16 protein-coding genes are annotated in these 23,333 nt (G+C 34.3%); 4 read left to right on the top strand and 12 right to left on the bottom strand.

Annotation, left to right across the window (positions count from 1 at the left end; genetic code table 11):
- Positions 1-2: 2 nt before the first annotated feature.
- The gene (gene gltB, locus DR980_RS06455) at positions 3-4,520 is read right to left on the bottom strand and encodes a glutamate synthase large subunit (protein ID WP_113634420.1); all 4,518 of its coding nucleotides are present in this window, start codon (positions 4,518-4,520) and stop codon (positions 3-5) included.
- A gap of 407 nt (positions 4,521-4,927) precedes the next feature.
- On the opposite strand from gltB, the gene sucC reads away from it, so the two are divergent.
- Together sucC and DR980_RS06445 are read left to right on the top strand one after the other, a co-directional pair.
- The gene (gene sucC, locus DR980_RS06450; protein ID WP_091166566.1) at positions 4,928-6,121 is read left to right on the top strand and encodes an ADP-forming succinate--CoA ligase subunit beta; all 1,194 of its coding nucleotides are present in this window, start codon (positions 4,928-4,930) and stop codon (positions 6,119-6,121) included.
- Positions 6,122-6,281: 160 nt separating this feature from the next.
- Positions 6,282-7,850: a protein adenylyltransferase SelO gene (locus DR980_RS06445; protein ID WP_208630794.1), complete on the top strand. Its 1,569-nt coding sequence runs from the start codon at positions 6,282-6,284 to the stop codon at positions 7,848-7,850.
- A 31-nt stretch (positions 7,851-7,881) separates the two neighbouring features.
- On the opposite strand, the gene DR980_RS06440 is transcribed toward DR980_RS06445, so the two are convergent.
- From DR980_RS06440 to DR980_RS06415, 6 genes are all read right to left on the bottom strand, one after another.
- Positions 7,882-8,286, bottom strand: coding sequence for a hypothetical protein (locus tag DR980_RS06440; RefSeq protein ID WP_146779223.1), 405 nt, complete (start codon positions 8,284-8,286; stop codon positions 7,882-7,884).
- Between the two features lie 195 nt (positions 8,287-8,481).
- Positions 8,482-9,138: a Rossmann-fold NAD(P)-binding domain-containing protein gene (locus DR980_RS06435; RefSeq protein ID WP_113634418.1), complete on the bottom strand. Its 657-nt coding sequence runs from the start codon at positions 9,136-9,138 to the stop codon at positions 8,482-8,484.
- A 2-nt stretch (positions 9,139-9,140) separates the two neighbouring features.
- Positions 9,141-9,608, bottom strand: coding sequence for a DUF1456 family protein (locus tag DR980_RS06430; RefSeq protein ID WP_091166569.1), 468 nt, complete (start codon positions 9,606-9,608; stop codon positions 9,141-9,143).
- 59 nt (positions 9,609-9,667) lie between these two features.
- Positions 9,668-10,699, bottom strand: coding sequence for an aminotransferase class I/II-fold pyridoxal phosphate-dependent enzyme (locus DR980_RS06425; protein WP_113634417.1), 1,032 nt, complete (start codon positions 10,697-10,699; stop codon positions 9,668-9,670).
- A gap of 7 nt (positions 10,700-10,706) precedes the next feature.
- Complete coding sequence (locus DR980_RS06420; RefSeq protein WP_099715995.1) at positions 10,707-11,717, bottom strand: dipeptide epimerase; 1,011 nt, start codon at positions 11,715-11,717, stop codon at positions 10,707-10,709.
- Between the two features lie 50 nt (positions 11,718-11,767).
- Positions 11,768-12,589, bottom strand: a complete 822-nt coding sequence (locus DR980_RS06415; protein WP_113634416.1) for an alpha/beta hydrolase — start codon at positions 12,587-12,589, stop codon at positions 11,768-11,770.
- Between the two features lie 56 nt (positions 12,590-12,645).
- Between DR980_RS06415 and DR980_RS06410 the strand changes: the two genes are divergently transcribed.
- A complete protein-coding gene (locus DR980_RS06410; RefSeq protein ID WP_099715993.1) occupies positions 12,646-13,047 on the top strand; it encodes an excinuclease ABC subunit B in 402 nt (133 codons plus the stop codon).
- Positions 13,048-13,243: 196 nt separating this feature from the next.
- Positions 13,244-14,248, top strand: coding sequence for a TolB family protein (locus DR980_RS06405; protein WP_099715992.1), 1,005 nt, complete (start codon positions 13,244-13,246; stop codon positions 14,246-14,248).
- A 135-nt stretch (positions 14,249-14,383) separates the two neighbouring features.
- On the opposite strand, the gene uvrB is transcribed toward DR980_RS06405, so the two are convergent.
- From uvrB to rlmF, 5 genes are all read right to left on the bottom strand, one after another.
- A complete protein-coding gene (gene uvrB, locus DR980_RS06400) occupies positions 14,384-16,375 on the bottom strand; it encodes an excinuclease ABC subunit UvrB (RefSeq protein WP_099715991.1) in 1,992 nt (663 codons plus the stop codon).
- Positions 16,376-16,500: 125 nt separating this feature from the next.
- Positions 16,501-19,530, bottom strand: coding sequence for a TonB-dependent receptor (locus DR980_RS06395; protein WP_113634436.1), 3,030 nt, complete (start codon positions 19,528-19,530; stop codon positions 16,501-16,503).
- Between the two features lie 540 nt (positions 19,531-20,070).
- Positions 20,071-21,213: a FecR family protein gene (locus tag DR980_RS06390; protein WP_244199263.1), complete on the bottom strand. Its 1,143-nt coding sequence runs from the start codon at positions 21,211-21,213 to the stop codon at positions 20,071-20,073.
- Positions 21,214-21,267: 54 nt separating this feature from the next.
- The gene (locus DR980_RS06385; protein WP_113634413.1) at positions 21,268-21,879 is read right to left on the bottom strand and encodes an RNA polymerase sigma factor; all 612 of its coding nucleotides are present in this window, start codon (positions 21,877-21,879) and stop codon (positions 21,268-21,270) included.
- A gap of 407 nt (positions 21,880-22,286) precedes the next feature.
- Positions 22,287-23,258, bottom strand: coding sequence for a 23S rRNA (adenine(1618)-N(6))-methyltransferase RlmF (rlmF, locus tag DR980_RS06380; RefSeq protein WP_113634412.1), 972 nt, complete (start codon positions 23,256-23,258; stop codon positions 22,287-22,289).
- Positions 23,259-23,333: the final 75 nt, after the last annotated feature.

Genomic DNA, 23,333 nt, shown 5'->3' with positions numbered 1-23,333 from the left:
AACTATAGTGCTAGTAGTTCTTCAATTTGTTTTTCTTCAGCTAATCTTTGCAATGCTTTTTTGTAATCTGTTGGCATTACTTTGATAAAATGGCCGCGTTGGTTTTTCCAATCTTCTAAAATTCTTTTTGCCAAAGGACTATTGGTATACATAGAATGATTTTTTATCAAACGTCTCAGTTTAGTAAAGTCATCCTCTTCCAATGTTTCAAAAGCAACCATTTCCATATTGCATAAGGTAGCGTCGAATTTTTTATTTGGGTCAAAAACATATGCAATACCACCGCTCATTCCAGCTGCAAAATTTCTTCCTGTTTTCCCTAAAACTACGACAGTTCCTCCAGTCATATATTCGCATCCATGATCTCCAATCCCTTCTACAACAGCTGTTGCTCCAGAATTTCTCACACAAAAACGTTCTCCGGCCATACCATTTATATAAGCTTCACCAGTGATTGCTCCGTAAAGCGCCACGTTCCCAATAATGATATTTTCTTCTGGTTTGAAAGTGGCAGTAGGAGGAACTTTTATAATTAATTTACCTCCGGAAAGTCCTTTTCCTAAATAATCATTACAGTTTCCATGAATTTTAAAAGATAGACCATTTGTTGCAAAAGCACCAAAACTTTGTCCGGCAGAACCTGTAAAATCAACTAATATTGTATCCTCGGGTAAACCTTGTGCACCATATATTTTTGAAATTTCATTACTCAATATCGCTCCAACGGAACGGTCTGTATTTTTGATGTCAAAAGTAACTCTTGTTTTTTCTTTTCTATAAATAGAAGGAATAGCTGCTTTTATAATTTCAAAATCAAGTACATGGTCTAAAGCGTGGTCTTGTGTAGTAGTATTATGGTTTGGAACTTCTTTGGCTTTTTCTGGTTTGTATAAAATAGTAGATAAATCTAATCCACTTGCTTTATAATGTTTGATGGCTTTGTTGACATTTAATTTTTGAGATTGTCCTACCATTTCTTTAAGTGTTCTAAATCCAAGTTGTGCCATGATTTCTCTCAACTCTTCAGCAATAAAATACATGAAGTTGATGATGTGTTCCGGCGTTCCTTTGAAATTTTTTCTCAATTCAGGATCTTGTGTTGCAATACCAACTGGACACGTATTCAAGTGACATGCTCTCATCATGATACAACCAGATGCTACTAAAGGAGCGGTTGCAAAACCAAATTCTTCAGCTCCAAGTAGTGCAGCAATAGCGACATCACGACCAGTTTTTAATTGTCCATCACATTCTAAAACTACGCGACTTCTTAAATCATTTAAGATTAATGTTTGTTGTGCTTCGGCAAGTCCAAGTTCCCATGGAATACCGGTGTGTTGCAGTGAAGTTAAAGGCGCAGCTCCAGTTCCTCCGTCATATCCAGAAATCAAAATCACGTCGGCTTTTGCTTTAGCAACACCGGCAGCAATTGTTCCAACACCCACTTCAGAAACTAATTTTACATTAATTCTAGCTTCACGATTGGCATTTTTTAAATCAAAAATTAACTGTGATAAATCCTCAATAGAATAAATATCGTGGTGCGGCGGAGGTGAAATTAATCCAACATATGGTGTTGAATTCCTAACTTCGGCAATCCAAGGCACAACTTTTTCACCTGGTAATTGTCCACCTTCTCCAGGTTTTGCACCCTGAGCCATTTTTATTTGTATCTCTTTGGCGTTTGTCAAATAGTTGATAGAAACCCCAAATCTTCCAGAAGCTACTTGTTTGATAGCACTGTTTCTGGAATCTCCATTTAAGTCTTTTTGGAAACGCTTTGGATCTTCTCCACCTTCTCCCGAATTACTTTTCCCACCAATTCTGTTCATGGCAATCGCTAGATTTTCATGCGCTTCTTGACTGATAGATCCATAAGACATGGCTCCTGTTTTGAATTTTTTTACAATTTCAGTCCAAGGCTCTACTTCATCAATTGAAATAGGATCTAAGTTGTTGAATTCAAATAAACCTCTGATGGTCATCAAGTTTTCACTTTGATCATTGACCATTTTGGCATATTCCTTATAACTTTCAGGGCTATTTAGACGGACTGCTTGTTGTAATTTAGAAATCGTTGTTGGGTTAAACATATGTTTTTCCCCATTTCTTCTCCATCGGTAAATTCCTCCAATTTCTAAAGGGAGTAAACTGCTGACTTTTGAATTTGGAAATGCTTTTTGGTATCGTTTCTTGATTTCTTTTTCGACTTCCATCAGACCAATTCCTTCAATTCGGGAAGGAGTGTAAGGGAAATATTTAGAAGTGAATGTTTTATTTAGGCCTAAAATTTCAAAAATTTGTGCCGCTCTATATGAATGTAACGTCGAGATACCAATTTTATTCATGATTTTCAGAATCCCTTTTGCAATCGCTTTGTTGTAATTTTTGATGGCATAATCCGCTTTTATACCAGTGATAAAACCTTCGTTTACTTGGTTGTGAATAATTTCATTCACCATGTAAGGATTGATTGCGCTAGCTCCGTAACCAAATAATAAGGCAAAATGATGTGGTTCGCGAGGTTCTGCAGATTCAATTATGATTCCAAATTTAGAACGAACTTTTAGAATGTTAAGCGAATGATGAATGTAAGAACACGCCAGTAACATTGGTATTGGAGCCATTTTTTCACTTACACCTCTGTCAGAAATAATTACAATATTGCAACCTTCAGTAACTGCTTTGAAAGTCGCTTGTACAGCTCTTTCCAAAGCGCGTTCTAATCCGTTTACTCCTTTTTCTATATCATATAATGTAGAAATAGTAACTGATTTGAAATCAGCATGATTAATGTTTCTTATTTTATCTAAATCCTCGTTTGAAATTACTGGATTTTGAATTTTTAATTTTTTACAATGCTTTGGAACAATGTCAAAAATATTATAATCGCCACCAATCGCTAAACTGATATCTGTAATAATTTCTTCACGAATACCATCCAATGGTGGATTGGTAACCTGAGCAAACAACTGCTTAAAATAGTTGTATAAAAGCTGTGGTTGATCTGACAAAACCGCTAAAGGAGTATCATTTCCCATGGAACTTAATGCTTCTGCACCTTGAGCTCCCATCGGGTTTATGATTGTTTTTAAATCCTCTAAAGTGTATCCAAAGAGTCTTTGTCTTGTTTCAAAATCTATGTTTTCAACAGGAATTGGATTATCCGTATATGGTATTTGAGCCAATTGTACTAAATTTTCATCCAACCATTGTTGGTAAGGACGTTTGGTAACAATTGCGTTTTTGATTTCGTCATCTTCAATAATTCGACCCTCGTTCATGTCCACAAGGAACATTTTTCCGGGTTCTAAACGACCATGTTGTATCACATCTTCTGGTTTGATATCAAGAACACCAATTTCTGAAGACATAATTACGAAACCACTTTTAGTCAATGTGTAACGGGAAGGACGCAATCCATTTCTATCCAATAAAGCACCAATAACGTTTCCATCAGTAAAAGGAATAGAAGCCGGACCATCCCAGGGCTCCATGATACAAGCGTTATATTCGTAAAATGCCTTTTTGTCGGCTGACATCGTTTGGTGTTTTTCCCAAGCTTCAGGAACGACCATCATCATGGCTTCCGGCAAAGAGCGTCCTGTCATTAATAACAGTTCGATAACCATATCCATAGAAGCGGAATCTGATTTTCCTTCTAAAATAATTGGAAATAATTTTTTGATATCATCACCAAAAACGTCACTTTTCATCAATTCTTCACGAGCACGCATACGGCTAATATTGCCACGAAGTGTATTGATTTCACCGTTGTGACACATATAACGAAAAGGCTGTGCTAATTCCCAAGATGGAAATGTATTGGTAGAAAATCGTTGGTGAACCAAAGCTAATCGGGTTACCAAATCGTCATCCAATAAATCCGTATAATACCTGCTGATGTCTTCCGGCATCAACAAACCTTTATATATTATAGTCGTAGTCGAGAAACTGGAAAAATAAAACATGTGACTTTCTGAAATTCTTGAATTTCGAATCGCATGTTCTGCTATTTTTCTCGCTGCAAATAATTTAGCGTTAAATTGTTGTTCCGTAAGGTCTAAACCATTTTTACCTACAAATACTTGTTTTACTGTTGGTTCTTTCTCGCCGGCTATTCGTCCTAAATTTGTTGCGTCAACCGGAACGTCTCTCCATCCTAATATTTCTAGATTTTGATCGCGTATCGAAGTTTCAAAAGTAGTTTTACAAAAAACAACTTGATTTTTACTTTTTGGCATAAAAACCATTCCTACGGCATACTCCTTAGTTTCCGGGATATCAAATTCACAAACTTTCTTAAAAAAATCATGTGGGATATCAAATAATATTCCTGCTCCATCTCCAGTTCTGCCATCTGAACTCACAGCACCCCGGTGTTCTAATTTGATTAGAATATCCAGTGCTTTGTGTATAATATCATTTGACTTAATTCCATTTAAATTACAAATGAATCCTGCTCCGCAATTGTCGTGTTCAAATTCGGGCAAATAAAGGCCTTGTTCTTTAACTTTCATGCTTAAATTTTTTTCTACAAAATTAAAGATTTAGTAACATATAATAGGCGTAAAAGTTAAAAGCGCCTTGTTTTTACAGTTCTAACAGAAAAAGGTTAAATAAATCTCAATAATGATATTTAAACACTTCCGATTTGATTTTTCGATAAAAAGAAAATGTAAATGAGTAAAGGAAAGCACTGTTTTTGAAAGAAATACTTTGCCAATGAATTTTGCCAACTAATTATAACAAATTTGTAATTAATTTTTATATTTTTTTAAAATAGGAGAGCGTTCTGTTTTTGTTTAAAATATCTCTATTTTGACCTATATTTAATTGAAAAAAAAATAACAGTTAAGTTTAATTTTGCTATTTTTGTGGCACTTTTATTCTGAAAGAAATTCAGAAGCCAGACAAATTCTATATTATGAACATACACGAATATCAAGGAAAAGAGATTTTAGCTAGCTACGGAGTTCGCATTCAGCGCGGAATCGTTGCTAATAGCCCTGTAGAAGCTGTTGCTGCTGCAAAACAATTAACTGCCGAAACTGGTACAAGTTGGTATGTTGTAAAAGCCCAAGTTCATGCAGGTGGACGTGGAAAAGGTGGTGGAGTGAAACTTGCCAAAAATTTACAACAAGTTGAAGAGATTTCAGAGCAAATCATCGGAATGCAATTGATTACACCTCAAACTTCTGCTGAAGGTAAAAAAGTACACAAAGTTTTAATCGCTGAAGATGTATATTATCCTGGTGAAAGTGAAACTTCTGAGTTTTATGTTTCTGTTTTATTAAATAGAGCTACAGGTCGTAACATGATTATGTATTCTACTGAAGGTGGAATGGATATTGAAGAAGTTGCGGAACACACTCCTCATTTAATTTTTACTGAAGAAGTAGATCCTTCTGTTGGATTACAAGGTTTTCAAGCAAGAAGAATTGCTTTTAACTTAGGTCTTTCTGGAAATGCTTTCAAAGAAATGGTGAAATTCATCGATTCTTTATACAATGCTTATATTGGATCTGATGCTTCGATGTTTGAAATCAACCCGGTTTTAAAAACATCTGACAATAAAATTATGGCTGTAGATGCTAAAGTAAATATCGATGATAATGCTTTATACAGACAAAAGAAATATGCTGATATGCGCGACATTCGTGAGGAAAACCCAATCGAAGTGGAAGCGAAAGAAGTAGGATTAAACTATGTGGATCTTGACGGTACAGTAGGATGTATGGTGAACGGAGCTGGTTTAGCTATGGCAACCATGGATTTAATCAAGTATGCTGGTTTTGAGCCTGCTAACTTCCTTGACGTAGGTGGAACTGCTGATGCAAAACGTGTTGAAACTGCTTTCCGTATTATCTTAAAAGATCAAAACGTAAAAGCAATTTTGATTAATATTTTTGGTGGAATCGTTCGTTGTGACCGTGTGGCGCAAGGAGTAGTTGATGCTTACAAAAATATGGGTGATGCAATTAAAGTGCCAATCATTGTTCGTTTACAAGGTACAAATGCAGCTATTGCAAAAGAATTAATTGATAATTCAGGAATGCCAATTTTATCAGCTGTTGAATTCCAAGAAGCAGCGGATCAAGTAAAAGCAGCACTTTCTTAATTAGAAAAAATGTTATATATTGAAAATCCTGTTTGCTACGGCGAACAGGATTTTTTTTTGGAATAAAATAAATTTTGTGATTGAACAAATCACAATAATAATTGAAATTGCAAAGTTTTCTGACTCACAACAATTATCTTTGTTTTTAACTTTTTTAGTTATTATGAAACTCCAGATAAAAAATAATTTTACTGCTGAATTGCCTGCTGATCAAAGTGAAATAAATACTCCAAGACAGGTTCAGCAATCAGCATATTCGTATGTATTACCCAAAAAACCTTCAAATCCTTCCTTGATTCATGCTTCAATTGAAGTAGCTAATGCTATTGGTCTTTCTCAGGAAGATATACTTTCAACTGATTTTTTAAATACTTTTTCCGGGAATACTGTTTATCCGGAGACAAAACCTTTTGCCTTGTGTTATGCTGGTCATCAATTTGGGAATTGGGCGGGACAATTGGGAGATGGGCGTGCTATCAATCTTAGCGAAGTAGTTCATGATAATAAGACATACACTTTGCAACTGAAAGGAGCAGGACCTACACCATATTCCAGAACAGCAGATGGTTTTGCCGTTTTACGCTCTTCCATTCGAGAGCATTTATGTGCCGAAGCGATGCATTATTTAGGAGTTCCTACTACACGTTCACTTTCGCTAATGCTTTCTGGCGATCAAGTATTGCGAGATGTTTTGTATAATGGAAATCCTGCCTATGAAAAAGGCGCCATCGTTTGTAGAGTGGCTCCTTCTTTTATTCGTTTTGGAAGTTTTGAATTATTTGCTTCCCGAGAAGACCATGATAATCTCAAATTATTGGCGGATTTTACGATTAAACATCATTTTCCTCATATTCAACAAGAAGGTGTCGAAAAATACCTTGCCTTTTTCCAAGAAGTTACCCAAAGTACACTCAAGATGATTGTGCATTGGCAACGCGTAGGTTTTGTTCATGGAGTTATGAATACCGATAATATGTCTATTCACGGCATCACCATTGATTACGGTCCTTACGGTTGGTTGGACGATTACAACTCCAGTTGGACGCCAAATACCACCGATAATCAATATAAAAGATACCGTTTTGGGAATCAATCTGAAATTGCGCTCTGGAATCTATACCAATTGGCGAATGCGTTGTATCCTTTAATTCAGGAAGCGAAACCGCTGGAAACTATTCTAGATGCTTTTAGCACGGATTACGAAAAAGAGTATTTGAATATGATGCAAAATAAACTCGGTTTCCAAATCAAAAAAGAACACGATATTGTTTTGATTCAGAGTTTGACTCAATTACTTGAAAAGGTAGAAACTGACATGACCATTTTCTTTAGAAATCTAAGTAATTTATCCAAAGCTGATGCAGCAACAACCGCTTTCAATTCCATAAAGGATGCTTTCTATAATGAAAAGGATTTGGATCAAACTATTTTGAAAGATTGGCACGATTGGTTAGAGAAGTACACCATTCGAATTAATGAAGAAGCACTTTCTGATTCTGAAAGAAAAGAGCAGATGAATTTAGTTAATCCAAAATACGTGCTGCGAAATTACATGGCGCAATTGTGTATTGATGATGCGGATAAGGGAGATTATTCTTTGCTAAACGAGTTATTCGAAATGCTAAAAAAACCGTATGATGAACAACCAAATTTTCAAAAATGGTTTACCAAAAGACCCGATTGGGCCAGAGATAAAGTTGGATGTTCTATGTTAAGCTGTAGCTCTTAAAGTTGGATTTAAATAGTATTGGAAACAGAATCTATTTAACTCCTATTGCTTCATGACCTCTTAATAAAATCTTATTTTTATTTTCTAAATTTTCTTTCGTTTTACCCAAGATGTTGATGATGTCAAATTTGGTATTACCCTCTCTTAAGTTATAAAATTCTTCTGAATTAGTAACTTCAACTTTTAAAATATAGTTTCGGTCTAATTTGAATGTTTCAATATTGTCTGTTATAAATGCTCTATTTACCATATATATGACATCGTTACTTTTGATTTTTGTAAATTCAGATTTAATTTGTTCCAAACTTATTAAATCATATTTCTTAGGGTTTTTGGAAGTAATGTTAATTAGGCCACGAAACAAAACACCATTTATTGTGGTGTCCTTTTTGACAACATTTATTGATTCAATTTCATTTGGTTCGATATATTCCATCGAATTTAGCGAAAGGAAGTTTGAATCAAAAAACATGGCTGGTTGTTCAATTTTATTCTTTTGTCCAAAAAATATTGTTGTAAAAAATAATATGGAGAAGGTGAGGAGGCATTTCATATTCGAAGGTGTAAATTCATTTTGATAAACTAAATATACAAAAAATCCTGAACTCTCATTCAGGATTGTGATATTGTATTAGTTTCCAATTTCTTGAATCGCATCTGATTCAAATATTTTGAAACCTTTATTATTTGTTTGTGCAATTTTCAAAAGAGCTATGGCTACTGTTTTACCTTCAATGGGTTTGTACTTTTTCAAGTTTCCAAGGAATAAGAAGGAAAGTGTTTTCATGAAAAATGCACCCACTTTTTCTCCGAATCTAAATTCAGTTCGGTTTCCCAAAAGAAGGGAAGGTTGCAATACAGCAACGCTTTCGAAATTACAATCTTTAAGAAAATCTTGAATTTCTCCTTTTGTTTTCAAATAGAAATTTCCAGAATTTGCATCAGCGCTAAGAGAAGAAATAATCAAGTATTTTTGAACTTTATTCTGCAAAGCAAAAGCAGCAAACTGTCGAGGATATTCAAAATCTACTTTTCTAAAATCTTTTTTACTTCCCGCTTTTTTGATTGTTGTACCAATCGTGCAAAAGAAATCATCGCCAACGACTAATTCTTTATAGGTTTGCGGCTTGTCAAAATCAATAACGTGTTGCGTTAATTTTGGATGCTTTATTCCTGTATCTCTTTTTACGAAAGTGATTACTTTATCGTAATGTGAACTTTCCAAAAGTAAATTTAATAATTCTGAGCCTATTAAACCTGTGCTGCCAATAATCAATGCCGTTTTCACAGTTATGATTTTTTATTCTTGCCGAAATTAAATTTCACTTTCTCCACAACTTGAACTTTTGGAGTTCCTTTTGAGAATTGTTTTTTGAATGGTTTCTTAGCAGCAGGTTTCGATTTTGAAGGACTTTCATCACCTCTTGATCGTTCTTCGTCTCTTGGCTTTGCTTTAAATTCTGCTCTTTCCGAAGCTCCTTCTTTTACAGGAATTTGAGCTTTATGTTTGGCTAAAACATCATTTGGGTTTTTTGGATTTTCCTTTGTACCACGTAAATGAATTACCAATGCATTTAGGAAGTTACGCAACACTTGGTCACCACATTCCATATAATTTTCATGTTTTTCATCACGGAAAAAAGCACCCAATTCTGATTTAGTGATTCTAAAATCTACTAATTCTAATATTTCAACTATTTGATCATCGCGTAACATTAAGGCTACACGAAGTTTTTTAAAGATATCGTTATTTGTCATCATATTCTATATTTTTTACAAAGGTACGGTTTAAAAGCAATTGGACCACAATTTTAGATTCAGAATTGGTTTTGGTTCAGAAGGTGAATTATAGTATCCAAATCTTCTTTTTTGTGATTAGCAGTAATTACAATTCTGTTTAAATCTTTAGTGTCCGTTGGATATTTAAAATTGGTTACAATAATTTTATTTGCCGTGAAAATTTCATTTATTCCTTCGACTTTCGGATAAATGAGCGGATATTCAGGATCAAAAAGGACTGCTTTGTTTGTAATTAAACGAGTATTAATGTAGTTCAAATTATCTTTTAATTTTTTATGCTGTTGCAAATAAATTACTGTAGCATCAGCCATTGTTTGCACAAATGCGGCATTCATACCAGCACTGGAAACAAAAGTATCGTGAGTTGCAATCTGATTAATAAATTCGGAATCGCTGGCAATTACGCCACCCGTCAACCCAAAGGCTTTGCCCAAAGAGGACACCATAATTTTTCTTTTAATAATAGGAAGATTGATTGTCGAATAAATTCCACAACCATTTGTACCCAAAATTCCAAGCGAATGCGATTCATCAATAACCAAAGTAATTTCTTTATGAGAGGGAATCGAATTTAGAATCGTAAGATTAATTGGCTGTACATAAAATGATGGAACCGAATCCGTAAGAATCGTAATTTTTTCAGTTCTATTATCCAACAAACGCGGATTTAATTTTTCTCCGATAAAAACCGGTAAGCTGTTTGGCACTTTGATTGCCGCGTGCGTATCCGGAAAGTGAAAAAATAAATCGGTTTCCGGTATCAGAATTTCAATAACTAATTTTCCCGCTAGCATGCCCGAAGAAACCGTAAGTGCCGCATCCGCTTTTATGAAATCGGCTAAAAATCGTTCTCCATCTTCATACGCGCTTAGTTGAATATTGGCACTTCGGGAACTTCCATAAGCTGTTCCCCATTTCAAAATATTTTTGATAAGCAGTTTTTGAAAGTCGGGATGCGTTGACAAACCTAAATAAGCTGTTCCTCCAAAATAAAGATATTCTTCATTGTCGATTTCAATTGTTCGATCCGGAAATTGGTTGACTTTCATTTTAAAATCAAATTAAAGTTACACCAGTTCCGTTTAAATCAGAATACTTTATTTTTCCAAAATCTATAGTTACACCATTTGCAATATCTTCAGCCAAAAGCAATGCGCCGTCCATGTCTACATAATCCAGTTGCGGTAATAAATGCGCAATCGCAGATATCCCAACAGTTGATTCGGTCATGCAGCCCACCATCGTTTTTAAACCTAATTTTTTGGCTTCCTCAATCATTCTTCTTCCAGGAGTTAATCCGCCACATTTTACCAACTTCACATTCACACCATGAAAATGGTTGTGACATTTGGCTACATCTTCTTCTATAATGCAACTTTCGTCAGCTATTATTGGTAAAACCGAATGTTTGAAAACTTCTTTATGACCTTCCCAATTGTCCGCTTTCATGGGTTGTTCCAAAAATTCTACTCCTAGTTTCTTTAACTCGATGGCATTATTGATGGTTTCTTCCACACCCCAACCGCAATTGGCGTCAATTCTGAAAATAGCATTCGTATGTTTCCGAAGTTCGGTAACAATAGCAATATCTTCTTTGGTTCCCAATTTTATTTTATAAATCGGCCAAGGCAGTTCCTTCATTTTAGCAACCATTTTTTCAATAGACGCAATTCCAATTGTGTAATCTGTCAATGGATTTTTGGCAATGGTATAATTCCACAATTCGTACAGTTTCTTTCCTTTTTTGCGTGCATATAAATCATTGTATGCCATATCCAAAGCGCACAAAGCAAACATGTCATCTTTTAAATAAGGATGGATTTTTGCCCAAAATGCTGAAGGTGTTTCATTTGTTGCAGCTTCAATTACAGAACGAATTTTTTCTAAATCCTGCATCATCATCGGAACAGTTGTTTTGTAATACGGATTAGAAGTTGCTTCGCCAAAACCGGAGAAACCGTCACTTTTTAATTCCACAATCAAAGAAGGCTGAAAGTCTATGGACTCTCTCGAAATCGTGAATGTATGTTTTAATTTGAGGTTGTATTCTCTTAATATTAGTTCCATTTGAATCTGATTTTGTACTTAAAATTAATGAGTTTCTTTAAACAGGAGATTTAATAACCAAGCCATAAAACGGCTTTCACAAAACCATCCCGCCATAATTTTTCATTATGTTGTCCGCCTTTTATAATTTTTTTTTCATTCAAATTAAGACAGTAACATCTATTTGAATTTAATAAATATTCCATTTTGTTCAAATCTGAGACCATATCATCACTTTCACTATCGCCACATAGGAAATAGATTTTAGACTTTATCTTTTTGGATTTTTCAGTCAAATCATAAATGTCTTTACTGTACCAAAACGAAGGAGAAAACACACCCGCTTTTCCAAATATTTCGGGATATTTTAAAATGGCATAATACGAAGTGAGCCCGCCAAGCGAACTTCCCATAATAATAGTATTTCTCTTTTTAGTTTTTGTTCGATATGTTTTGTCGATTTGCGGTTTTAGAGTTTTTACGATAAATTCTAAATAACTATCTGCTTTTCCTCCACCATATTTCTCATTTTTAAAAGGCGTTAATTCATCGATTCGTTTGTCATTTCCATGTTCGATTCCCACAACAATAACTTGTGCTTTTAGGCTGTCCAGTTTCTCATCTACATTCCATTCACCTGAATAGGAAGTTTTAACATCAAATAAATTTTGAGCATCATGCATATAAATTATAGAGAATTTCTTTTTAGAAGTTCCATAATTTTCTGGTAAATACACCCAAATTTTCTTTTCCGTTTGTAGCTGCGGTGCTTGAATCATAAAGGTTGAAACTTGTTTTGAAGCAGTACTTTGTTTTGACGGTTTAGAGTCTTGAGCAGTAATTTTTGCTATTGTAAAAAAGAAGAGTAGCAGTAGGAATAGTGGTCGAATCATTATTAGTTTTTGTGTTTTGATTTAAAAACAATATTTTAGCTAAAAATAATAATTTGATGAATACATTCGAAGAAAAGAGGAGTTTACTTTTAGAGATGATTGCTTTTTCCACTGTTGATGGACATTTGCATAAGAGAGAGTATGATTTTTTAGCAATTATTGCTAAAGAATTGAGTTTCGAAATAGCTGTTTTTAAAGATTTATTTCATCAGGAATTACCACAATTACCTATTAAAACAGAGTTTTTGCGCATTCAGCAATTTTACAGATTGGCGTTGTTGATGTATTGTGATGGTGTTTTACATAAAAAAGAAATGACAACTATTCAGCAAATAGCGATTGATATGGGGCTTAATCCTATAGCCACAAAACGAATTCTTAAATTGATGAATGAAGCACCAAATGCTATTATTGATGGCGAGATTTTATTGAATGTTTTTCAGGAACAACACAATTAAATTTTTATTAAATATACTGAACTGATTATTAGTTATTTGGATTTTTTTATTAAGAACTAATTAATTAGGATTTCTCTAAAAAAATAATTTGAAATAAAAATCTTATTTATTTCAAATTTTTGCAAAAATTTAATATTATCATTTTTTTTTTTTTTAATAAAACATTTATATTTGTAAATCAACAAATAAAATGCTTATGAAAAAAATTACTCTTTTATCAGGTTTAGGTTGTTTATTTTTACTTTATTCGTGTGCTTCTAAAGCTCCAGTAGTAAAGTTATCTGGGCCACAAGTTACCGCAAGTGCTAAAGAATTAGTTAGAATAACGGATGATGTAGTGCCTGAATTTCAGCCATGTTTATCTCCTGATGGTAAAAAATTATTATACGTAATTAGAGATGATGCAAATACTGGATTCAGTAAATGGAGTATTAGATTAAAGAACGATGTAATGTTACCAGGTTTTACTCCATTAATTGGTAATAAAACAGACAGACCATCTTGGACTGATAATGAGAATTTTATTTTTACTTATTATGCTTCTAAACCAACTATAGCCGTAACAAGTGTGAACAAACTAGGGTTAACTTACATTGGTCAGAATGCTTATGGTGATTTCGATGCTGATGCCAGTCTATCTCCTGATAATAAAAAAATTGTATTGACAACTACTCTCCAAGATACAAGAAATATTTGCCTTGTTAATAAAGATGGAAGCAGCTTTACAGTTCTTTCTGAAGGAATTAATCCTAAATGGAGTCCAAAAGGAGATAAATTACTTTACACAAAACTTTCTGGAGATTTTTTCCAATTATTTGAATTAGACTTGAAATCATTCCAAAGTACTCAAATAACTACTGGAGAACAAAATTCTACAAATGGTGCTTACTCTCCTAACGGGAAGCATATTGTATACATCGGTACAAAAGATAAATTTAGCCATCTTTTTGTAATGAAAATAAATGGAACATCTTTAACTCAAATTACAAGCGGTGAATCTAATGAAACTCAACCGTTTTGGGGTGTAGATGGTAATATCTATTTTTCTTCCACTGCTGGCGCACGTCAACCAGAAAAAGCCGTTACTAAAATAGGAAATGTTTTTGCTAGAATTTCTTCAAACAATATTACTCAAGAACAATCAGCATACTCTTATCCATATACTGATATATGGAGAGTTCAACCTTTGATTGTTGAATAATGTATAGCTTATGAATTGAACGTTCATAAGAGAAAATAATATTAAAAAGAGCTGTAATATATTCTTACAGCTCTTTTTTCTTTTTATGTAGAGTTCGATAATAATTAAACATAGGATTTATGTTGGCCTGATTTTTTATGACAATTGCCCTTGTAGCACTTTTATTTCATCACGTAATTTTGCGGCCTGCATAAAGTCTAATTCTTTAGCTGCTTTTTCCATGTTTTTTCGTTTTTCTCGAATACGTTTCTCAATATCGGGTTTTGATAGATATTCTGTAACTGGTTCTGCTGCAGTTGAAAGTGTATAGCCTAATTCGTAATCTGCTAAAGGATTTTTGGTAAAGGCACTTTCTATTTTTTTATTTAATGCTTGAGGAACTAAATTATTTGCAGTATTGTAATTAATTTGCTTGGTTCTGCGATAATTGGTTTCATCAATGGTTTTTTGCATACTAGCCGTAATTTTGTCCGCATACATAATTGCTTTACCATTTAGGTTTCTTGCTGCACGTCCAATTGTTTGCGTAAGCGAACGATGGCTTCGTAAAAAACCTTCTTTGTCTGCATCTAAAATTGCTACCAAAGAAACTTCAGGTAAATCCAAACCTTCACGTAGTAAATTCACACCAATTAATACATCAAAAATTCCTTTTCGTAAATCTTGCATGATTTCTATTCGTTCCAAAGTATCTACTTCAGAGTGAATATAGCGACAACGAATATTAACTTTGGTTAAATATTTAGCCAGTTCTTCCGCCATTCTTTTGGTTAAAGTCGTTACCAAAACACGTTCATCAATTTCTGCCCGAACCTGAATTTCTTCAATCAAATCATCAATTTGATTTAAACTTGGTCGGATTTCAATAATTGGATCCAATAATCCGGTTGGACGAATCACTTGCTCCACAACAACGCCTTCCGTTTTTTGCAACTCATAATCGGCTGGTGTTGCCGAAACATAAATTACCTGATTTTGCATAGCTTCGAATTCTTCAAACTTCAAAGGACGATTGTCCATTGCTGCGGGAAGTCTAAAACCATATTCCACTAAATTTTCTTTTCGGCTTCTGTCTCCGCCATACATAGCGCTAACTTGAGAAAGTGTCACGTGACTTTCATCTACCACCATTAAGTAATCTTTAGGGAAATAATCGAGTAAGCAAAAAGGTCTTGTTCCTGGCAAACGACCGTCAAGATAACGAGAATAATTTTCGATTCCAGAGCAATAACCAAGTTCACGAATCATTTCCAAATCAAAATTGGTACGTTCTTCCAATCGTTTTGCTTCCAAATGTTTGCCAATTTCCTTGAAATAATCGACCTGTTTTACTAAATCTTGCTGGATTTCCCAAATGGCATTTTGCAAAACATCTGGAGAAGTCACAAACATATTAGCAGGGTAAATGGTCAGTCTGTCAAATTTTTCAATAACCTGTGAGTTCTTTGTATCGAAACTTTCAATTTCTTCGATTTCATCACCAAAAAAATGGATTCGGTACGCTTCATCCGCATAACTCGGATAAACATCTACTGTATCACCTTTTATTCTGAAACTTCCGGGATTAAAATCGGCTTCAGTTCTGGAATATAAACTTTGCACCAATTGATGCAATAATTTGGTACGAGAAATAATTTGTCCTTTCTCAATTGGAATTAAGTTTTTCTGAAATTCGATAGGATTTCCAATACCGTACAAACAGGAAACCGACGCCACTACCAAAATATCTCTTCGTCCGGAAAGTAACGAAGCGGTGGTTGACATTCGCATTTTTTCCAGTTCTTCATTGATAGATAAATCCTTTTCGATGAAAACGCCAGTTACAGGCATAAAAGCTTCTGGCTGGTAATAATCGTAATAAGAAACAAAATATTCGACAGCATTATTCGGGAAGAATTGCTTGAATTCCGAATATAATTGTGCTGCCAACGTTTTGTTATGTGCCAAAACTAATGTGGGTCTTTGTACTTCCTGAATCACATTGGCCACTGTAAATGTTTTCCCGGATCCGGTAACTCCTAAAAGGGTTTGGAATTTATCACCATCGATAATCCCTTGGGCTAATTTTTCAATCGCTTGCGGTTGGTCGCCTTTGGGCTGGTAATCGGATACTACTTGGAAATTCATTTAATTAAGGGGCAAAGTTTTAGAGTTGCAAAGGTACAAAGTTTGGATTCTTTTTTTACCAAAGTTTTAGCCAAAAAAAAACCATCCTGTCAAAGCAGGATGGTTTTCATAATTAAGAATAGTTCTTAGAAACTGAAGTTCAATCGAGCAAAAACAAAACGACCGTTTTGACCAAATTGGGAAACGTTTCTTGAGTATACAAATTGGTTAGCATTTGATAAGTCGATAGTTGCAGGAGCAGCGGTGTAATCAATAGCTCCTGATACTAATCTAGGTCTGATTGCAGTTTGCGTACCAAGATTCATATCTGGATAAATATCAAAAATATTATTAGCTCCAATAACAATTTTTGCAGCATTAGTAATTTTGAAACCAACAGATAAATCAGTAATTATTTTAGCTCCCCATATTGGGTGCTCAATTTCTACCGCTTGACCGTTTACTATAACACCTTCAACTCTTCCGTCTCCATTTACATCCGCAGTATTTGGATCGGTAACTTTACCGAAATAAACATTTCTCAAAAAGAAATCGAATTTTTTGTAAGTAATAGAGTTAGTTAAATTAGCTTTTACTCTAGGAATTGCTTCTTGTAAATATACTCTACTTGCTTCAGAATAGTATCTGTTTATCTGACCTGCAGCTTCTAATACTGGTGAAGCGTGAATTTCTCCCACTCTGTAGGTTTTAGAAAAAGTTCCTGATAAATCTGTTTTTAAAGAAACATTATTTCCAAAGCTTGTTTTATGACTTATCACAACATCAATTCCTTTTGATTCCGTATCAATAGCATTAGCAAAGAAAGTTGCTGCAGTTGCTCCAGCTGTATCAAATAATGCATTCAAAACTGCATTTGGAGATCCAGCTGCAGGAGTTCCGCCAGGTCTTGAAAATTGATCGGTAAGAACAACTCTGTCGTCTATTTTTACAATATAAGCATCAGCAGTCAAGGTTAAATTGGCTTCTGGTATTTTAGCAGTAAAACCAACACTTGCACTTTGAGATTCTTCTTGTTTTAATTTAGGGATTCCTAATAATTGTGCTGCTTGCGAGTCATTACTAAAAGTTCCTACTTCAAATGGTACGCCACCTACGAATTGTGTAGCGGTTGAATTGAAATAGATTTGATGTAACGATGGCGCTCTAAATCCAGTTGAAACTGCACCGCGTAAGTTGATATTATCTGTTATTTTATAACGAGAAGCTATTTTAAAATTAGTTGTGTTTCCAAAATCAGAATAGTTCTCAAAACGAACCGCTCCGTTAACTAACCATTTATCCGTAACGTCTAATTCTAAATCCGTATAAATTGCTACGCTGTTACGATCTTTGTCAATTGCATTTGCAGGTCTGAAACCTGGAAAAACTTGTGAGCCATTTGGTCTTGCTGCACCATAAAAATCAGTAACTTTTATGTTTGCTGGAGTAGTTCCAGTAACTACACCTCCATTAATGTCATATAAATTGTATGATTCCGGTTGACCTGCATTGATAGAGAAGTTCTCATGACGGTATTCTGCGCCAAAAGCAACGTTCAAACCTTCTAAAACATCAAATTTTCTGTTCATGTCAAAGTTTGTTGTGTTTTGGGCGAAAGCCAAACCACCTGCGTCAAATTCAGTAGGGGAATTTTCTCTCAAGGAAGCATTTACTGTATTTTCAACTCCGTAATCAAAAGCATTTCTTCCGAAAGTATTACTTAAATCAAAATTCCAGCTTTCGAAGATAAGACCTCTTAAACCTGCTGCCACAGAGACATCGTTGATTGTAGAATGTATTTCCGGTAAAAATCCGTTTGGATATAATCCCGTGTAGGATCGTGCTTGATTTGGTCTTCTGTAGAAACCTGCAGCTTCTCCATCTCTAAAACTTGTTCCCCCAAAGGCATAGGCTTCTAATTTATCATTGATTGGGTAAGCAGCATTCAAGAAGAATTGGGCACTTTTTAAAGAAGATTGTCCCACTCTCATATTGAAATTTTTTCTTTCAAGATTTCTATATGCAAGTTCTCCCGAAGTAGCGTCAAAATTCAAAGCAGCTTGCATTTGAGGAATATCAGCTGCACCACTAATCGCGGTTTGTTGCGCAGCTGTAAAGTAAGTTACCTGTGGTGCAAACGTTTTTATATTAGAAAGTATTTGAGCCGTATTTGGTGTATTTGTAATATTTCCAAAAAGTGCATTGATATTAGTACCTGCCTCAGCCGCTCTTTGCTCTATTGCATTGTAGGCATTAAATAATGTTCCTGTAACTTCTTTTGCTCTACTGGTTGCATCTCTAAGTTGGAAGCTAGCAGTTGCGTTAATAAAACTTTTTTCTTTACCAAGGCTTGTTCCGTAATTTAAATCCAATTGGTAATTTCCACCATCAAAACCGCCATCATGGTCGTTAGCGCCTTTTGAAAGATTTCCACCGCCAAAAATATTAACGTCTAATTTATTCGTGTTTTTCTTTACATTAATATTAATAACTCCTGCAATAGCATCTGAACCATATTGCGCAGAAGCTCCGTCTCTCAAGACTTCGATTTTTTCGATTGCAAAAGCAGGAATAGCATTTAAATCCGTTCCTACTGATCCTCTACCCGGTGATCCGTTAATATTTACCAATGAAGAGGTATGTCTCCTTTTTCCATTTATTAAAACCAAAACTTGATCCGGTCCTAAACCTCTTAACTGCGCCGGGTCAATGTGATCTGTTCCATCAGCAACTGTTTGAGTATTTGAGGTAAACGATGGGGCAACCATGTTTAAAATCTGATTTAAGTTAACTTGTGCTCCCTGAGAAGCAATTTCTTTCATAGAAATTACATCAATAGGAACTGCAGATTCTGTTACGGTTCTGGTTGGATTACGGGAACCAATTACGACAACATCTTGAAGTGTTTCACCACTTCCCGTTAAAGTAACGTTTAAGGTTGTTCCGGTTACAGTTACCGATTTCGTTTCAAGTCCCACATAAGAAAATTGTAAAACGTCACCAATTTCAGCACTGATGCTGTAAGTTCCATCGATATCAGTAGTGGTACCTTTTGTAGTTCCTTTTACAAGAATCGTTACGCCAGGTAAAGACTCTCCTTTTTCATCAACTACACGACCTTTGATTATTTCAGCAATCGTATTTTGATTTAATGTAGAGAAAAAATCTCCATTCATTCCTGTTGTTGCAATACCGTCTTTTTGTAAAATAATTTGGTTACTTACTTCGGTATAATTCATTTTTAATGGTTTCAAAATGCGTGTCAATACACTTGATAATGCTTCATTGTTAGCATAAACACTCACTTTTTGATTCAATTGTGACATTCTCGAATTGTACGAAAATTTCACATGTGCCAATTTTTCAAGTTTTGACAATGCTGTATCTAAGTTCAAATCGGTCACGGTAATAGTTACCTTTGTGTCCAGTTTTTTTTGACCTCTGATGTTATTCGCAAATGTTACGCTTGAAAAGACAAGGGCTAAGACAAATTGAAATAAGGTTATTTTCATAATTCGAATTAGTAGTCGTTGTTTAAGGACGGTTTTTTTCATAGTTTTGGACGGTTTTTATTAATATTCGTTAGTTAGGGTATTGGTTGAACACTGCAATTGCTCTTTACAGAGAGCGGATTGATTTTATTTAAGGCGTCGAGAATGTTACAGCATTTTCGGCGCTTTTTTCATTATATATTTTTATTCATAGGCAAGTTACTATTAATTACATCCATCGGATATAATACTAATTTGGTTACCATTCATTTCATAACTCGTATTGTTTCCAAGGCTTTTACAAATAATTTTAAGCTTTTCAGGCAAAGGTTGATCCGTTAAAGATGTTGTCAGATAGCAGTCTTTTAATTTGGATTGAGGAAAATCAATTTTAACTAAATAGGCTTGTTCAATTGTTTTAAAAATTTGTGCCACAGGAATATCTGTAAATTCAAATCCTAATTGCTCAATATTACTCGTAGAATTAATTAATGACTCATCTTGTGTAATATCAGTAATCTTATTAAAACTTAAGTTTTTTCGAACGAATCGCAAGGCTTGATTCGGTAATAAAACAATCAGTTCATCTTTTGGATTTGAGATTAATTCATTAGATCTTACTTTTACTTTTCCAGTCCGAACTACCACTTCTACATTTGGCTGATTAGCGTATGCTTTTATTTTAAAACTGGTTCCTACTACTTTAGTAACAATTTCATTCGCAAAGACAAAAAACGGTTTTTTAGGATCTTTGCTAATTTCGAAAAAGCCTTCACCGGAGAGGTACACTTTTCTTTCATTGCCCACAAATATTTTAGGATAACTTAATTTACTGTTGGGTTGCAATAAAACCGAACTTCCGTCGGATAATGTTATGATTTGTGGTTTGTCTGAATTGTTAGTTTGCTCCACCAAACCTTCCTCATTTTCATTGATAAGTTCGCTGTAAGTTAGTGCGGAATCATTATCGCTATTGGTTTGATTGTATAACCAGCCACTCAAAAGACTTATAATCAAAACAGCAGCAACTCCATTAAACCATCTTTTTCTCAAAAGTCTAAAAACTGGTTTTTCCTTTTTATCTTCCTCTGCTCTTTCAATTTTTCCCCATGTTGCTTCCAAAGCATGTTGAATGTCATCCGCAGCTAAATCATCATTAGGAACTTTCATTGCTAACAACCATAATCGGGCTTCTTCAACCAATTTAGCACGACTGGAATTTTCTAAAGTCCATTCTTCCCAATGTTGTTTGTCGTCTTTGAAACACACCCATAATCGGAATGATTCATCAGCTAAAAAGTGTTCTATCTCGGAATAATTATTTCGGTGTTGCATCAAAAAATGGGTTACAATTATATAGAGGACCATTTCTTTAATTGATACTCACTAAATGATATATTTTTTTGAATTTATTTTTTAAAACTAAAATGAGAATGAAAACAGCAATAAAATGCACCAGATATTTCCTTTCCAATCTTTGCGTAAGCTTAACAAAGCGCGGTGCAAAAGGTTATTTGCTGATTGATAATTAATATCCAGTGTATCAGCAATTTGATCCACGGTAAGTTCTTGGGTGTAGCGAAGGTATAAAGCTTCTTTTTGTCGAGATGGCAAATCATTAATCAGATGATTGAGGTGTGACACTTTCGAAGCTGTCGTTTCATCTGAGATAAGTTCGTGTTCAATTGAAAAATCAAATAAAAATTCAACCGTATCTATTGAGCTGCTTAGTCGAAAAATACGATCCCGTTCTTGTGATCTGGTAATTCGCTTGCGAACACAGGCTAATAAGTAGGCTTTTACAACCACTTTATCACTCAATTTGTTTCTGTAGATCCATAGATCTGTGAAAACGTCTTGAACACAGTCTTGTACTTTTTCAGGAAAAGGAAGAAAGGAATTTCCATAACGGACTAAATGAGAATAATGTCTTTTAAAAAGTATTGAAAAAGCGTTTTCATTCCCTTCTTTCAGGCTGTTCCAAAGTGTGGAATCATCAAGTATTTCGGTATGTAACAGTTGCTTTTCTACCATTTAGTTTGAATTAAATCACTGATTTTAAACGCAAAAAATAATCTGAAAAAGAATAATTAATTTGGTTTTTTGGGTTTAAATAATACGATTTTTAGTTACCTTATTAATGCATCGTAAAAAGAAATTTATTTATAATTATTTAAAGATTTCTTTACCAAATTTACGTAAAATTATGTTAAAATTCATTTTTACTCTTAAAAGTAATAAGAAATACAACTATTTATGAATAGTTGTATTTTTTTTTCGGTAAATTAAATTTATAGAAGTTTAATTATTGATTTAATAATGGAAGTTTTTTTAAGGTCTTCATTTTAAATGCATAATAGGAAAAAGTAGAGGTACAGATTGTTTTCCCGACTATCAAAAGTGATTTTCGGGATTGAATATTTAATCGAAATAGGAGGTTTTTATTCGAATTTCCACGCTTTTTGCTGTGCTTCACTTAGGAAAGTCCAAGCTACAATTCGGCTTGTTTTTTGACCTTGAGCCATATCAATCGTTTTAATTTCGACTGCACTTACTTTGTTTAATGTTTTGTAAAGACTAGAAAGATTTTCCTTTTTAGAAACCAAAGTGGTAAACCATAAACACTGCATCGGATATTTTGCACTTTCGTAAATCATTTGGGTAACAAAACCTAATTCGCCGCCTTCACACCATAATTCAGCATTATGACCACCAAAATTTAAAACAGGTTTAGTTACTTTGCTCGTGGCGCTCCGGGATTCTAAATTATTTATTTTTCGAATCGTACTTTTCGTAGCTTCATCTTGTGAGGCATGAAATGGAGGATTGCAAATAGTGAATGTAAATTTGTCTTCGGGAGTGATTATATTTTTAAAAATAAAACGCGATTCCGTTTGTTGCTGTAAACTGATGGCATCAATCAGTTTTGGGTTTTCTTCAATGATGGCACTACAGTTTTCAATTGCTTTTAAATCGATATCGGTTCCTACAAAACTCCATCCGTAGGCTGAATTACCAATTATTGGATAAATGCAATTCGCACCTACACCAATGTCCAAACCTTGAACAGTTTCTCCTTCAGGAATGATTCCGTTGTTACCTGAGGCTAATAAATCTGCTATATAGTGAATGTAATCCGCTCTTCCAGGGATGGGCGGACAAAGATAATTTTTAGGAATATCCCAGTTTTGAATGTCATAATGCGATAATAATAACGCTTTGTTGAGTGACTTTACGGCATCAGGATTACTAAAATCAATGGTTTCTTCCGAAGCATCTGGATTGTGCTTATTAGCAGAAACAAAAGGTTTTAATTCAGGAGATTTCTCTATTAATTGTTCAAAATTATATCCAAATCTATCCAGATTTCGTGGATGTAAATTAGTCTTTTCGGTAATCGTTTTCGCTTTCATTTTCTTTATTTCGATGCAAATATAGGCATAACTATTTTGTAAATAGTTAAAGACATTTTTGACCTATTAAACAGA

This window comes from Flavobacterium psychrolimnae (genome assembly GCF_003312425.1).
Lineage (GTDB): Bacteria > Bacteroidota > Bacteroidia > Flavobacteriales > Flavobacteriaceae > Flavobacterium > Flavobacterium psychrolimnae.
The sequence above is the reverse complement of the archived record's forward strand: the minus strand, read 5'-3'. Positions and strand labels throughout refer to the sequence as shown.